At 59.9% G+C, this 14,920-nt stretch carries 14 protein-coding genes and 1 pseudogene; 6 read left to right on the top strand and 9 right to left on the bottom strand.

Features of this window, described 5'->3' with window-relative positions; all coding sequences use genetic code 11:
* Positions 1-18: 18 nt before the first annotated feature.
* Both HYH07_RS30430 and HYH07_RS30425 read right to left on the bottom strand, forming a co-directional pair.
* Positions 19-924: an AraC family transcriptional regulator gene (locus HYH07_RS30430; RefSeq protein WP_220005920.1), complete on the bottom strand. Its 906-nt coding sequence runs from the start codon at positions 922-924 to the stop codon at positions 19-21.
* 27 nt (positions 925-951) lie between these two features.
* The gene (locus HYH07_RS30425) at positions 952-1,212 is read right to left on the bottom strand and encodes a hypothetical protein (protein WP_220005919.1); all 261 of its coding nucleotides are present in this window, start codon (positions 1,210-1,212) and stop codon (positions 952-954) included.
* Between the two features lie 139 nt (positions 1,213-1,351).
* Here HYH07_RS30425 and HYH07_RS30420 point away from each other — a divergent pair, with 139 nt between their 5' ends.
* Positions 1,352-2,353: a 4-hydroxyproline epimerase gene (locus HYH07_RS30420; protein ID WP_220005918.1), complete on the top strand. Its 1,002-nt coding sequence runs from the start codon at positions 1,352-1,354 to the stop codon at positions 2,351-2,353.
* A 1,475-nt stretch (positions 2,354-3,828) separates the two neighbouring features.
* On the opposite strand, the gene HYH07_RS30415 is transcribed toward HYH07_RS30420, so the two are convergent.
* Together HYH07_RS30415 and HYH07_RS30410 are read right to left on the bottom strand one after the other, a co-directional pair.
* Positions 3,829-4,119, bottom strand: a complete 291-nt coding sequence (locus tag HYH07_RS30415; RefSeq protein WP_220005917.1) for a hypothetical protein — start codon at positions 4,117-4,119, stop codon at positions 3,829-3,831.
* Positions 4,119-4,709 (bottom strand): RNA polymerase sigma factor, encoded by a 591-nt coding sequence (locus HYH07_RS30410; protein WP_228749849.1) that lies wholly within the window; start codon positions 4,707-4,709, stop codon positions 4,119-4,121. The genes HYH07_RS30415 and HYH07_RS30410 overlap by 1 nt, the downstream gene beginning before the upstream one ends.
* Before the next feature lie 108 nt (positions 4,710-4,817).
* On the opposite strand from HYH07_RS30410, the gene HYH07_RS30405 reads away from it, so the two are divergent.
* The gene (locus HYH07_RS30405) at positions 4,818-5,942 is read left to right on the top strand and encodes a protein-L-isoaspartate O-methyltransferase (protein ID WP_220005916.1); all 1,125 of its coding nucleotides are present in this window, start codon (positions 4,818-4,820) and stop codon (positions 5,940-5,942) included.
* 542 nt (positions 5,943-6,484) lie between these two features.
* On the opposite strand, the gene HYH07_RS30400 is transcribed toward HYH07_RS30405, so the two are convergent.
* Complete coding sequence (locus HYH07_RS30400; RefSeq protein WP_220005915.1) at positions 6,485-6,877, bottom strand: RidA family protein; 393 nt, start codon at positions 6,875-6,877, stop codon at positions 6,485-6,487.
* A gap of 317 nt (positions 6,878-7,194) precedes the next feature.
* Positions 7,195-7,458, bottom strand: a pseudogene (locus HYH07_RS30395) (hypothetical protein); the annotation flags it as partial.
* A 256-nt stretch (positions 7,459-7,714) separates the two neighbouring features.
* Between HYH07_RS30395 and HYH07_RS30390 the strand changes: the two are divergent.
* The 4 genes from HYH07_RS30390 (at position 7,715) to HYH07_RS30375 (ending at position 11,681) form a co-directional block, all read left to right on the top strand.
* On the top strand, positions 7,715-8,260 hold the full coding sequence (locus HYH07_RS30390) for a hypothetical protein (RefSeq protein WP_220005914.1): 546 nt from the start codon (positions 7,715-7,717) through the stop codon (positions 8,258-8,260).
* On the top strand, positions 8,247-8,678 hold the full coding sequence (locus tag HYH07_RS30385; RefSeq protein WP_220005913.1) for a protein kinase domain-containing protein: 432 nt from the start codon (positions 8,247-8,249) through the stop codon (positions 8,676-8,678). Before HYH07_RS30390 ends, HYH07_RS30385 begins: the two co-directional genes overlap by 14 nt.
* A gap of 566 nt (positions 8,679-9,244) precedes the next feature.
* Complete coding sequence (locus HYH07_RS30380; RefSeq protein ID WP_220005912.1) at positions 9,245-10,588, top strand: GSU2403 family nucleotidyltransferase fold protein; 1,344 nt, start codon at positions 9,245-9,247, stop codon at positions 10,586-10,588.
* A 310-nt stretch (positions 10,589-10,898) separates the two neighbouring features.
* A complete protein-coding gene (locus HYH07_RS30375) occupies positions 10,899-11,681 on the top strand; it encodes an IclR family transcriptional regulator (RefSeq protein WP_220005911.1) in 783 nt (260 codons plus the stop codon).
* Between the two features lie 141 nt (positions 11,682-11,822).
* Here the strand turns inward: HYH07_RS30375 and HYH07_RS30370 are convergent, their stop codons facing one another.
* From HYH07_RS30370 to HYH07_RS30360, 3 genes are read right to left on the bottom strand one after another with little or no spacing between them, the layout of a single operon-like run.
* The gene (locus HYH07_RS30370) at positions 11,823-12,665 is read right to left on the bottom strand and encodes an NAD(P)-dependent oxidoreductase (RefSeq protein WP_220005910.1); all 843 of its coding nucleotides are present in this window, start codon (positions 12,663-12,665) and stop codon (positions 11,823-11,825) included.
* A gap of 25 nt (positions 12,666-12,690) precedes the next feature.
* Entirely contained in the window at positions 12,691-13,602 is a 912-nt protein-coding gene (locus tag HYH07_RS30365; protein ID WP_220005909.1) for an AEC family transporter, read from the bottom strand.
* A 60-nt stretch (positions 13,603-13,662) separates the two neighbouring features.
* Entirely contained in the window at positions 13,663-14,877 is a 1,215-nt protein-coding gene (locus HYH07_RS30360; RefSeq protein WP_220005908.1) for a 3-keto-5-aminohexanoate cleavage protein, read from the bottom strand.
* Positions 14,878-14,920 lie beyond the last annotated feature (43 nt).

Genomic DNA, 14,920 nt, shown 5'->3' with positions numbered 1-14,920 from the left:
GCCGAGCACGCGGCACCGTCAGCTCTTTCGAATGAGTCGCCAGCGCCCGGGTGTCGTCCCGATCTTCGCCGAGAATGCCCTCGTGAAATGACTTTGGTCGGAGAAGCCGCATTTGATTGCGATCTCGGTGAGCGACAATGCTGTCCCCAAGAGCAGGAGCTTGCTTTCCTCGATGCGCTGATCCATCAGCCAACGATGGGGCGGGGTGCCCGTACTGATCTTGAAAGCGCGGGCAAAATGGGCCGCCGACAAGCCGCATTCGCTCGCGATACGTGAGAGAGAAACCTCACCGTCGAGATGGGCACGGATCAAGTCCTTCGCGATCCGAAGCTGCCAGGCTGTCAGGCCGCTGCGTTGCAAGCGACCGACGGGCAGGATGGTTGTATATTCGCGAAGGAAATGGGTATTGAGCGCCATCGCAACATAGCCAACGAACAGTTCGTTTGCCTCATGCGGCCTCTCCAGCGCCGGCAATAGACACTTGCCGAGATGCGCCACGACCGGATCGCGAATGCTCAAACCGGCTGCGATGTCGAACTGAATGCGGCTGGCATCGAACTCGCTGGCAAGCCCATTCAAGGTGCTGTGCGGCAGGTACAAATAGAGGAAATCGAATGGATCCTGGAAGCGGACGATCGTCTCGCATCGCAGATCGTAGATGCTGATCTCATCCTTCATAGCACCTTTGCGCGCGTAGCGCCCATCGATCCACGCCTCTGCTCGCTGATGTCGCAGCCGCAGACAAAGCGCGAACGCCTCGTCGGGCGGTGATGGCAGGGTCGGATCGCTAGACCGGCCGAAATGGGCCATGCGTACAGCGGCGAACGTTCCCCTCTGCAGCGATTTGACGAGTCCCGAGCGGGGCTGCTGGATCATTGGGAAAAGTGTGGCGAGCCGCTCGCCATAGAGGCCGAAATCGTTCATGCTCTGCGTTTAACACGCCGCCGGCGACTATCCGGTCATTGCCGTCGGCAGGTAACTCCCTTTGCCCGCGTCATTGCGGGATTTATTATTAAACTCTGGGTTGTTGTCTTTTAGAATTACTCTTAGGTGCGACGCTTTGTCGGTCACTTTCTCGCGAACGTGACAAGATGGCGCAGAAAGCGCGTTGAGTTCAATTTGCCTCGTCGACGCAATTTCTTTAGCCGCTCCAAGCGTCAGGGCGATCTGGAGGACGAAGAGGATCGGTCCGACCGGGGTGACGATAAGCATAAGTCGGATAGGAATCGAGGTAGGCTCTTGGCATCAGATCGTGCGAAGGGCATTGTTGGAAGACACCTTCAATCTGCTGTCAGCTAGCAACCGAACGATCCGACGACCTCTCTCCCTTCTCGCTTCGGAGACTCTGACCATGGCCACCCACACATTTTCCTGCATCGATGGCCATACCTGCGGCAATCCGGTGCGTCTCGTCTCCGGCGGGGGGCCGCATCTGGAGGGCGCGAACATGCTGGAAAAGCGCGCCCACTTCCTGCGCGACTATGATTGGATCCGCACCGGCCTGATGTTCGAGCCGCGCGGACACGACATGATGTCGGGCTCCATCCTCTATCCACCGACACGTCCGGATTGCGATGTGGCAGTGTTGTTCATCGAAACATCCGGCTGCCTGCCGATGTGCGGCCACGGCACCATTGGAACCGTCACGATGGGCATTGAGAATGGCCTGATAATGCCGCGCAAACCCGAAAAATTGTCGATCGACGCACCGGCCGGCAGGGTCGATATCACCTACCGCCAAGAAGGCCGTTTCGTGGAGGAGGTGCGTCTCACTAACGTCCCGGGCTTTCTCTACGAGGAGGGGCTGACGGCCGAGGTCGAGGGTATCGGCGAAATTGTCGTCGACGTCGCCTATGGTGGAAATTTCTACGCCATCGTCGAACCGCAAAGGTATTTTCGCGACATGGCCGACCATACCGCCGACCAACTGGTGGCGTGGTCGCGGCGTCTACGCGCCGCGCTCAATGAGAAGTATGAGTTTGTCCATCCCGAGCATCCGGAGATCAAAGGTCTCAGCCATATTCAGTGGACGGGAAAGCCGACGAAACCGGAGGCGCATGGGCGCAACGCCGTCTTTTACGGCGAGAAGGCGATCGATCGCTCACCGTGCGGTACCGGCACCTCAGCGCGCATGGCGCAGCTCACCGCCAAAGGCAGGCTACGGGTTGGCGACGAATTCGTGCATGAATCGATCATTGGCTCCTTGTTCAAGGGACGAGTCGAGGCCGCCGCCAGGGTCGCCAACCGGGACGCGATCGTGCCCTCGATTGCCGGCTGGGCCCGCATGACCGGCATCAATACAATCTTTATAGACGATCGCGATCCCTACGCTTACGGCTTCGTCGTGAAGTAAAAGTCCGAAGCCACGATCCGCTTCCAACCCTCCACGAGCTCGCCCTGAAAGTCGCTGGACGTCTCCGGCTGAAATCCACATGCATTGGCGCGGGTTACAGCTTTGAGGCCGTCGAGTTCGAACACTCTCGAACCCGCGTAACGCTGCGACGCCATGCTGGAACAATCGACCATGGCGGCAGAACTCAAACCAAATGGCCTTCGGCAAACCCGTAGCGGTTCGATCCGGTGAATGCGTTGATGCCTAGCCCCAGCAAAACCCGGGGACTTCCCTAGTTGGATTACAGATCTCGTTGCGAGTATTCGGGGTGGTCTGCTGACAATAGCTGTCATTGCAGTCGAGCAGTTGGAGAGGGCCGGAAGGCTGACAGCGCGTTCATCGAACGGCGCGCTTATTCGGAAGTCTAGCTCTCCTCGCTTCATGCGGCGCGTTACATAGAAGTCGTTTCCAAAGTGAACAGCTGATACGAGTACGCCGCATGTACGTAGCACGCTGGTAAGACGCTCGAAGGCCCGAAGACGGAGTTCGTCCGTTCCCTCAATCATAGCGGCTCGGTTTTTTGTAAAAGAGTACAGGCTCGGAATCATTCGGACCATAACGTGGTCCTGATCCACAATCCGGATCTCCTTCGATTCTCCTTTGGAAAGAAGGACCAGCTCATCCCATCTGTCTCTCACGGTAGACCAATGTTGAGAGGTCGGCAGACTTGTCGGCATTAGAACTGCCTCCATATAAAGGGGGTCACACCCTGATGATGTCAGGCTACAATTATTCTTTTCCTGCTACCGTCCCGCGTACAGGCAAAAGAAGTTCGCCGAGGCAGCCAATGACGAAAGACGGCGGACAGAGCGCTGGATCGGGCAAATGCTCCTTGCGATCTATCAGGACGTCGATCACGCTTGACGCTTTGGCAGCATGACCATCTTCGTGGTAATTCCCTATAGGGATCGCTTCGCTAGGCTTAACAGCGAGGCCGTTGAGGCACTTGATGATGCGTGCTTTCACACAGACAGAAGACCCACGGAGTCGCGATGCCGAAACGCTCGGTGTTCAGCGCGAGTCGCAATGAACCACAAGCGATAATACTCTGGCGCGTATTGTGGTCTTGGTTGCTGCTGTCGCAAACTAGGGGACCCCCTAGGTCACGTCGACCAGCCCATCGGGCGTTTCGTTGCCAACGATGCGAGCCACGCTTCGGCTTTCTCAGCAACGATGGCGCCCTCACATGCATCGCGTTGATGATGGCGATCATATCCTGCCTTACGTGGGAGCCGTGAACGATGGTTTGCAACTCGTGCTCGGCGACGATGCCTCCAAGGCAGTTGATCCTCTCTCGCGATGCAGCCGCCGAATTTACGACCTTAGAGCATCGAAAGGCTAGTCGGCTTTCGGGAGATCCAAACGATGAAGGACGACCATACAAGACGCCGGCCGCAATGCACCACGTAGGCGCCTTGGCGGCCGCCGCGCTCACCCTAGTGCGACTGATTGCGCGGCGAGCAGCGAAGCCGCCGCATGCGCCGCGCTCCTGCTCCGAGTTCGCTCAAATCTTCGTTTGGGCTCTGATCAAACTTCCGGCTAGAATTCCCATCCTCATCCGAGCGCGCGACTCTGATCAGCTCTCTGATGTCGTTAGCAGTGTTGGCGATCATCCATCCTTGAAGACCGGCCGTCTGTCGTACCTCCCCATCGGTGGCGGCGATGATTTCCTCGCTTAGCGCTTCAAGCAGGCGGGTTAGATCGAGACTTGGGTGCCAGCGTGTCATCACTTTCTCCAGTTTCCCTGATGGCGCAGTAGGGTGCGCCGCATCCGCCGCCGCGTCGTGTCGTAGTCGAGTTGCGACATGCCGTGGACCTTACAGATCTCTCTGGCTGGCAAGCCCTCGGCCATCCCCGCGATGATCTTCAGCGCCAGCGGATCGCCCTCAAAAAGCCGATAGACGTTGGCCAGCATCTGTGCAGCAGCGAGGATCCGCTCGGGATCGGGCGCCTCGTCGGCATCTTCACTGGGCCAACTTCGCTGGTTCGCGTCATCACGGCTCACGAGCAGCCTTTGCTCGTGCCGTGCACGCCGCCAATGGTCGTTGCAGATGCTGCGCATGACGCCCGACAGGAACGCCAGAATGGGGACTTCGGGCGGCCAGGGGCGCGAGCCGTCGAGAACGCGCGCAACCGCCTCGTCAAGGATGTCACTCCAGCCGAGTCCTCCCGGCAGGCCGCGGCTCCATAACCGCGCCAGGGCTTTGAGCCGCACAAGGTCGACATCGGACAGTGAATCGATGGCAGATGCGACATCGGCGGTGCCGGCAACCGCGTCGGGTGGTGTAGGGGGTTTCGTCAATTTTTCCATGTCCATACCGCTATGCGCTTCCGCGGGCTTAACGCGGACAACGGATCAAACTTTTTTGCTTGTCCGCGCGCGGAGATCGCAGGCGTATCGTCTGCATCGCAACAGGAGATTGCCATGGACGACACCTTGCTAGCGGCCTGCCGCTGGTATGCCGAGGATCTGCGGTACAGAACCCCAATCCTGCGTAATCCTCGCCTGATCGAGGCATTTGCGTCTGTTCCGCGCGAGCAATTCGTCGGCCCCGGACCGTGGCGCATCATCTCCGACCCATACGCCGACGACGCATTCCTGACTCCCGACGTCGACCCGCGCTGGCTCTATCATGACGTTCTCGTGACGATCGATGCGAGCCGCAACCTCAATAATGGAATGCCCGGCTTCTGGGCGCGCAATTTTGAACGTCTCGACATCACGCGCGGCGAGCGCGTGCTCCAGGTCGGTGCCGGGACCGGATACTATTCCGCAGTGCTGGCCGAGCTTGTCGGACCAGCCGGTCGCGTCACGGCGGTGGAAACTGACCCCGCATTGGCGGCGCAGGCCCGAGCGAATGTCGCGAACTGGCCGCAGATCAACGTCATCTCGGGCGACGGCCGGACAGTGGACATTGGTGAACTTGACATCGTCATCGTGTTCGCTGGTTCCACCCACCCATCCCGCCTCTGGCTTGATCGGCTCGCTGACGGCGGCCGGTTTCTGATGCCGCTGACCAGTGAGTCCTGGAGGGGCTTTCTTCTCCGCGTGGTCAGGCATGGGGACCGGCTTGAGGCCTCTTCCATTGGCAGCGTCGCCATCTATCCTTGTGTGGGTGGACGCGATGAGGAGGCTGGAAAGCGTCTGCATGGCGCGCTTGAAGGCCTGCCGCTTGGCAAGGTTCCGATTCGCGCGCTGCACGTCGGTGATCCACGTTCTGACGATGCAGAAAAGATCTGGTTTCGAGCGCCCGGATTCTGGCTCGAACGAGACGCCACAGAGAAGAAGCAATGCGAGCTATCTCACTCAACGGCCCGTCTCACGCGGACATCAAACCGGAAAAATGGACCTATTCTGGGACTTCGCTGGTGGCTCGAAGCCCTGAAGAGCGCGTGGAAACGCGTATCGAGCGCGGGCAGTTGCGGACGGCTTGAATCGCATATCGCATCCAACTGGCTACGCCGCGATCTCGGTTTGACGGAAGACGACGTGCCATCGCACAGCGAGCGGATCGGCGAGATCAGACGCAAGCACGGTGTGTGGCCTTAGCTCCGGAACATCTCCCGAGCGGGTGGCCCTGGGCACTCAGTAATGAGGAGAGGTCACCAGGCGACCGGCACCCCAGCTTGTTGCTTGGTCGGTGGCTCACCATGGAGGCTGCGGGGTTGATCGAGACAGTTGACCTGCTAAGGCCACATATCGAATCCTCTAGCCGATTCGATAGCGATGCTCGCAAACCGGTCGACAGGAATTTGACTGGACACTCCTTTCGGCAGCTGCGACTCTGACACAGCTTCGCTTCGGAAATTCCATAATGAAGGTTATGCGAATCGCTCGAGCACCGTCAACAAACTCGCAAGACGCCGGACGACATCTCATCGGGTGGCACGGAAAGCGAAATTGCGCCGTCTTGCGACTTGCTCATCTCTGCCATCATGGACCACCATCGCAAAATAGTACTGGCCAAGGTTTCGTCTCAGGACGAACCACTCGACTTCGGGAAAATCTCGCTGACGATGAAGATTTTTGACGCCTTACGCCATGCTCTAAAATGACGAGCGTCTCGCTGCGAGTACTGCGAACACTCCCGCCTACTTTATTGCAATTGCCTCAATTTCTATCAGGAAGTCCGCTCCATACAGCCGAGAAACTTCGACTAGAGTGATCGCAGGAGCGGCAGGAGGAATGACGCTTTGAAGGAAACTATTCCGAGCCTCTCGGTATGCGGCGAGGTTATTCATGTCCCTGAGGAATACGGTCATCTTGGCGAGATTGCTTGCATTGCAGCCGACCTCCCTCAGCGCGACCTCTAGGTTCTGGAAGACCTGGGAGACTTGTGCAGGAAAATCGTCAATTCCAATGGTGTCTCCAGCGCTATTGATCGAGGTTTGCCCGGAAATGAATATGATGCGATTGCCGGAGGCTTCGATGATCTGCGAGTACCCCGTAGTGGACGCGAGGCCAACTGGGTTAGAAGACTTCAACTCAAACTTATCCGAACTTCCCATAAACCACCATTTTCGAACCGCCGTCTCGCCACTTTTCTATCACGACCTATAGTTGAATTGTAAAGCCCCGGTGGAGGTTTCAATTACCCATACGTAGACTACTCGGGCTGATCCGCTGATCGGCGAGAACTTGAATCGAAAGAATCGCTTGTGATTCCTTTCTGAGCACCTGATTCGCGAGGGGTGCTCTATGGGGCTGACACTAAGAGATCGATCGGCAACCGGGCTAAGCCGTCGCATACTCCGCAATACCGTGAGCGATAAAATAGTTGATCATCGGCTCAATCCGCTCGCGGGGCGGGTGCAGGCCGCTCCTCCATGACCGCGAGAACCGCGCGTCCCTTGTCAGTGATACGCCAGCCGCCGTTCATCCGCTCGATAAGTCCTTGGGAGAAGATATCCAGGTCAGGCACGCGGGCTGCCAATCGTTTCGTGCGTTCGGCCCAGTCGCGTCCGCTGGTCGCCAGAATCGCCATATCGCGCTTGATATCCTCCATGACGGCGAACCCGTCTGGATAGCTGACCAGCACCTTGAGAACCGTCACCTGCAAGCTCACAGCCCACCCGTACGCGGCTTCCTTGAACTGACTTCCCATATCTTAGGAGCATTCAATAACCCCTCCGCTATCGAGACGCTCATCTAGGTCGCGAACGCCGCGGCCCAAACGGCCGGCGCTTTGCTTAAGAGCGACGTCTTTTCTCACGGCCAGCTTCACCTCGAACCTGCCAAACTGCTCGGAAGAATACCTCTATCAGAGCCGCACAATCCTGTTACAACAAAACACGCTATGGTTGCAAGCGATTAGAGAGATTGTGGGCCAGGTGATCTGCAAATCAACGTTGACGCACAGATTGACTCCACCGCGGTTCATACTGACCGCCCGCGCCTACATCTTCGAAGAAGCGCGGCGTGCTTCTGAACACCTGGCGGACAGGCGATTGGGCGTCAGCAAACATGTGCTTGACGTCGGTAAATACACGCGAAGGACAAGGGCACGAATTCTCTATAATCACCTGCACGCATCACGCACCCCGCAGTGTTTCTCGCGGCAGCAACCCGTCAGCGCTATGGCGCTACTATACCCGACGTCAGGATGGCGTTTGAAGCTCTGCATTCCCTCCTCTGCTCGGCCTTCGGAGGGACCAGAGACCCCAAAAGACTTTGAGGAGTCCCTGAAAGTTCTCGAGGGTGGCTTTATTGCCATTTCGAGCGAGCTCCTGAGCTTCGTGAACCTTTCTTTGCGCCACTATCTGACGGCATATCTGCTGGACACCTCGATTCTCGCCGAGTGCGCGTGGGCGTCACAGCGCACCAGCTGGGCGGAGCGTGTTGAGGAGCAACAACTTGGAAGCCACTAGCAATTTTAAGCCGTCGATCGATGAGGTGTTTCTAGACGGCCCTCAGCTGCCCGGCTATGACCTGATCGAGCCTTTGGGCACCGGAGCCTACGGGACCGTCTTTCTTGCGATTCAGCAGAGTACCGCCATGCGCGTCGCCATAAAGGTTGCCCGGCTCGAGGGCGATCCGCGCCGCGAGGCCCGTTTCCACCGCGAAACCAGCCTGTGTGCCCGCGTGCATCATCCACATATCGTGCAACTGCTCGACAAAGGCCGGCAAGGAAACCATAAGAAATCTGGAGGGCGCGCAGGCGTTCGGTGTTCCACCGATGGGGATGGGCTTTACCGCCGTCAGGTGCCGCGCGCAACCGGCTTGACTCAATGCGATGCACGCCTTGCGCTCGCCGTCGCGCACGTCCTGAAGGTTAGTCGACTGTGAAGATTTCTGTTTTCAGGTCGGATTGAGCAGCGGCTGGGTGAAGAGCGCGGATGTCGCGAGTCTACGAGGTTCACGAAATCCTCGTAAGATCTCGAGGCGGTTTTCACGAACCCAGCCAGCAATGTGTATGGACCGCTCGGCCTGCAGCGGAATCGCGGTGTCGAGGTCATGGTGTTCGGCGAACCGGTTTGATACGTCTTGCCCCTAATGCGCACCACCTCCCGACGAGTGTCCCTTGCGCATGATACCGACACAACCGGCAGATACCACCAGAACGCCCCCAAGACGGCAAACGTGTCAGCAAATCCCATGACAAGCGCTTGCGCGCGCAGACTGGCAATCGACATTGATTGCCTGATGCTGAGCCGTCGCATAGTCCGCAATACCGTGAGCGATAAAATAGTTGATCATCTGCTCAATCCGCTCGCGGACCTCCTCACGAAACAGTGTAACGCGGGGTTGATTGGCGTTATACTCATTTCGCGAAACGAGTATAACGTACTGGACGCCGGGTTCCATCCCGTTTATACTCAATCTGCGGACTGAGTATAACCCGGAAAACGACTATGCCGGCCCCCTCCCTGATTGCCCAGACGACCTACGCCGAGCTCCTGGAGCGCGCCGCGAACGCCGCCTTCCAGGATGCCTTCGCAGACAACGGCTCATTCACGGCCAAGAGCATCAATGGCCGCAAGTATTGGTACTTCCAGACCGGAACTGGCGCCGATCGGTCCCAGCGCTATGTCGGGCCCGAGACGCCAGAGCTTCTGGAGCGCATTGCCCACCACAAGGAGGTTCGCGAAGACGAGCGTGAACGCCGGGCGCTTGTCTCTACGCTGGTCCGCTCATTCAGCTTCCCTCGTCCCATTCCAGAGATCGGCGACGTCATCGCAGCGCTCGCCAAGGTAGGTGTGTTTCGCCTTCGCGGCGTGCTCGTCGGGACGATAGCCTACCAAACCTATGCCGCGATGCTCGGCGTTCGCCTCTCAGCCGCCTCGCTGCAGACCGGCGACGTGGACATCGCGCAGTTCAAGAACGTCTCGGTGGCGATTGAGGATTCCACGCCGCCTGTTCTGGACGTTCTGAAGGAAGTCGACAGATCCTTTCGTGCCGTCCCTCACGTATCTGATGGCCGGCGCGTGACGAGCTATGTCGCCAAGGGCGGCTTGCGCGTCGACTTTCTCACGCCCCACGAGGGCAAGGAGACCGCCCGACCCCAAAAGCTGCCCGCCCTGAACACAGATGCGCAGCCGCTGCGTTTCCTTGACTTCCTGATCCGCGATCCCGAACCCGCGGTCATCCTGCATGGCGCCGGAATCTATGTGCAGGTGCCGGCGCCGGCGCGCTATGCCGTCCACAAGCTCATCATCTCCCGCAGGCGCCCGGAGGGGCTTGCCAAACGCGACAAGGACCTGCAGCAGTCCGAGGCCTTGCTCGCGGCTCTGGCAGAAAAGCGACCCCATGAGCTGAAAGCGGCCTGGGAGGAGGCTCATGGTCGCGGTCCCAAATGGCGCCAATCGATCCTCGAAGGGCTTGCTCTCCTTGCGGCCTCGGTTCGCGACAAAGTGCTCAAGACCATTGCCGCGCCTCGCTCGATCATTCCGGACATGGATCTTTCCTTCGACAATCCTCCTGCTCGCTATGACTTCAGCCGCGATGTCGTGACGTTCCAGGGCCGAGCGCCCGGCGGCGCGGTCAACTGCGCAGTCAGCCGCGAGGCACTGGACGACCATTTCGGCGCCGACGGCCTCGGGCAGGACGGCCGCATGCAAGCGTTCCTCAAGAACAGGTCGAGGATCGAGGCGATCGCTCGCGCCAAGTACCTCTCAGCGCCGGTCGACGAGCCCGGCGGCGTTTTGGTCAAGACGTCCGACGTCGATAGCTTTTCAGCCCGACGAGCAAGGAAGTAAGTTCTTCGTCATCGTCCAATCCCGCGCTTGATGCCGATCGACCAGCATATCCCTCCCCTCCGGCCTTGACCTGACACCAGTTGTTGCTATCCCGAAATGCCAGCGGAAGCTCCAGCGCTCCTTCATAGAAGCGCTGCAGATCCATGTCACCAGCCAGCGACCGTGTAGACGCTCCGGATAGCACCGCGAAACACCTTGTCCTCCCCTCCCCGCCTTCAATGTTATTGAAGATATTGTTTAATGTTGTAAAATGCTGCCCGTGCGTTTGTGTCAATCCGGATTTTCAATCCCGGACCGGTGAAAGAAGCAGATGCAGGAAAAGAAGCCCCGCCGAGGCATCCAGTCGGTTGAAGTTGCCTTTCGCATCCTCAACGCTCTGCAAAAGAGCCAGCAGGCGATGGCTCTCAAGGATATCGCGCCGCTGGCGGAACTGACGACCAGCGCTGCGAACAATTATCTGGTGAGCCTGGTGAGGATCGGGCTCGCTGCCGCTGATGAGAAGCCCGGCTTCTACCGACTGGGGCCTGCGGCACTTTCCCTTGGTGTCAGCGCGATACAGCAGATCGACGGCTTTGAAGTCGTCCGCCGGGAGGTGACCATTCTGCGCGACACAACGCGGCGAAGCGCTGCAGTCACCACGTGGACCGACGACGGTCCGATCAGTCTGTTCAAGCAGGACGGAGACCAGCGAGGCGCCTTCGAATTTCGTACCGGGCTGATCCCGATGCTGACGACTGCTGCAGGAAAGATCTATGCGGCCCGAATGCCATCGAACTTGACGACGCCCCTGATTGAACAGCAATGGGGTGCCGCCTTCGGCGGCAAACCCGATGTCTGCAAGTTCAGGGAAGACGCAAGCCGGGAACTCAAGCGCAAAGGCTTTACGGCCATCGTCCGCTCCGATCTCGCCGGCTATGTCTCTCTTGCGGCACCCGTACTGGACTGGAACGGCGATCTCCGGTTCACGTTAAGCTTGGCCGGCACACGGGCGTCCATGCAGACCGAGCCCACAAGTGCGCAGGTGAAATCGTTGCTCGCCAGCGCGTCCCGCGCCACTCGCGCTCTTGGCGGTAAGGCCGAGAACGGCGACTAGCCCATCACCTCCCTCCTAGAATCACCGTTGGCGGAAGACGTCCGCAAGCGCCCGCGAGAGATCGTCCAGAGAAATTTGCCCGCGCAGCGACCACCAGACTACCATCTCCAGGAGGGACAAAAAGGCCCGCCGTCAGGACCGCTACGACGCGAGGAACGCACCGATGCGCTTGCAGGCCTCACGATCGCCCGCGACGTCGGCGGCGATCCGCTCATAGAGGCCGGCCGCGCCCTTGTACATCAGCGCTTCCGGAAACTCCGCGCCGATGAACTCGGAGATCGCATGCATTTCTTCGACCCAGCGATAGGCTTTCGGATACATGTCCGGCAAGGTCTTGGCGAAGCGGGCCAATAATTCTGGCTGGCTCAAGGCCAGTTCCACCTTCAGCGCCGACCCCGCTCCCGCGCGTTCGGCTGCAAGCACCATCGCGGTCGCGATCGCCACCAGCCCCTTGGTAATTCCGGCGTAGGATAGTTTCAAAGCCGAGGCCGCGCCGATTGGACCGTCGACGATACGGACGTCGAGACCATATTCGGCCAATCCCTTGAGGTCGGACGCCGCATCGCCCGAAAAATACAAGGCGGGTCCTGGATCGTCGCCTTTTGGCGGAAAGCCGATGATCGCGCCATCGACGAGGCGTGCGCCGGTGCGCCGGAAAACGCGTTCGATGCCTGCCATGGTCGAGACGCCGACGGCGTTGCAATCGACGAAGAGCGGCGCATGGCCGGCGCGTCCTAGTCGTGAAGCGAAGCGCTCCGCAAGCGCATTCGCCTGCCTCGGCGGCACGATCGACAGGATCACGCCGGCCTCGTCCACGAGCCGCTGGTCGTCGGCATGCTGCATGCCGGCTGCCTCCGCCCGCTCCCGGCTCCTGGGACCGCGTCCCTCGAGGGACGTGAGGACCTTCACGCCCTGGCGGGTCAGGCGGGCCGCAATGGCGCTCCCCATTGCACCAGGTGCGATGATCGCAATTGTCGGTGTCATGCGTACTCTCCCTTCTTGATTGGACTCAGCGCCAGGCGATCGCCTGGACGACAATGGAAATGCTGACGGCCGACAGCGTCGTCGCCAGCGCGAACGAGCGCGCGGCGTCCTCGGCATGGCGACCAAAATGCGACGCCAGGACATAGACGTTGATGCCAGGTGGCAGCGCCGCGGTCATCGTTGCGATCAGGATCTGCTCCTTGGGTAACCCCATCGCATGCGCAATGGACCAGATCAGCAGCGGGTGAATGACGAGCTTGAGCACGACCGCCGCGACCGGCGCCGCGAAATTGGTCGGCAGCGGCACGCGCGCCACAGTCGCCCCCAGTGCGATCAACGACAATGCCGGCGCTGCGGCCGCCAGCATGCCGATGACGTGATCGATCGGCTCCGGAACAGCGAGCCCGGTTCGGCGCCAGACAAGGCCGGCGGCCAGAGCAACTGTCATCGGGTTGCTGATCGCGGAGATCAGCGCTTTCGAGCCTCCCCTTGCGCTGTTGCCGAATGCCAGCAACAGCGTAGCGAGCGGAATCAGGACGATCGTGTGAATTGCGATGATCTGGCTCAGCAGCGCGACACCCTGGTTCCCGAGCAAAGCCTGGGCAATCGGAACACCGATCAGCGAAGAGTTCGAATAGATCACGCCCATCCCGAACACGACGCATTCGGCCAGACTCAGGCCGAGCGCAAGACGCCCGTAAATGAAGGCGATGACGAGCAGTGCCGCACAGCCGAGTAGATAGATCAACGCTATCTCGCCGTCGCCAGCCGCCTGCGCGCCTCCCGCGAGCGATCGAAAGAGGAGCGCCGGAATTGCGAAGCAGGCAACCAGCTTGAGAAGCCCGCCATTGGCCTCGGCCGTGAGCAGCCCGCTCCGGGCAGCGGCAAAGCCCAGAGCGAGCATCGCGAAAATCGGCACGAGGACGGTCAAGGTCATCATGACTCTCAACGGATTTACATGTCGGAATTGCGCCCGCCCGGCCCGGCGCGATGCCGATCATGCGGCCGCGCGCATCAGGGGAGCCCGCCGCTCGGTGATGTCGGATGGATCGGTCCGCACGGTCACGCCGTGACGATCCAGCATGTCGGCAGCGACGGTGCACAGCTCGACATTGGTGGTCGGCCTGATCTTGCCGTCATCGCCGAGCAGGAACGGTGTGTCTTCCATGCCGACGCGCACGACGTCCACCTCGCTGTCATCCTGTGCGGCATAGCCGATCACCCTGAGCATGGCGTCGAGCGGATGGCCTGCCAACGGGCCTACATCCATCACCCGAACCTCGCGCGCGGCGTGATGCGGCAGGATCGCAGCTCCGACCGTGATCGATACCTTTCGTTTGCGCACCCCCTCCGGGGTATCACGCTCGAGCGATTTGGCCATGGAGACGACGGACCGGAATTGATCGTAGGTCTCCGGGAACGGCAGCTTCGGCGAGAAGCCGAACAGCAGGGTGACATTGAGCTGGTCGGCTCCGGCCAGCCTGATGTCGTGGCGCGCGATCGCCATGCGCGACATCGCATAACTGCGGATGGTCTGGACCCATTCGATCTCGTCGAGAAGATGCAGCCGCCGGCGTGCTGCCACCGCCTGTCCATAGGCAGTCAGCTGCACCGCGGGCGATGACCGGCCGTAGTTGTTGCCATTCGCCGTCGAGTTGGTGTTCATCTTCACCTCCTCCTGACGGGTCGACGGCTGATAACGCTCGACCTCGCGCAGGAATAGATCGCTGTCGACAAGCTCGCGGGTCAGCGGACCGATGCGATCCTCGAGGTCGCAGACGATCTGCAGCTCGATGGCCGCCTGCATTGTGATGAAATGTGCGCCGCCCGCACCGAGGGACAGGCCGGCGTGGCTGACCCGCTCCCACTCGCCATTCGCGCTGATCCGCTGGATCACCTCCCGGCCGTTCCGGCTGGCTCCGAAGCTGATCAACATGTCAGGCGACAGGCGCTGCACCAGCAGGCTGACCCTGCGATAAATGTCGTTGTCCGTGGTCTGTTCGCGAGTCAATGGATTTCGGCCGTGATAGTGATAATAGCGGCAGCCGAGATCGGTCAGCTCCTCCACCTCTCGCGCGATCTCCTCCTCAGTGATGGCGATATCGACGCCGGTGCAGATGCGATCGAGCACGGCGTCGCCCGACGGATGATGATTGAGGGGCGTATATTTCGCACCGGTCGAGCAGCATCCAAGTATCAGGGTCTTCGGCATTCTCGTCCTCTTGTCTGTTGAGAAGGGAATCTGGTCATTGCTT

Source organism: Bradyrhizobium sp. BR 10261 (assembly GCF_019455395.1).
Lineage (GTDB): Bacteria > Pseudomonadota > Alphaproteobacteria > Rhizobiales > Xanthobacteraceae > Bradyrhizobium > Bradyrhizobium manausense.
The sequence above is the reverse complement of the archived record's forward strand: the minus strand, read 5'-3'. Positions and strand labels throughout refer to the sequence as shown.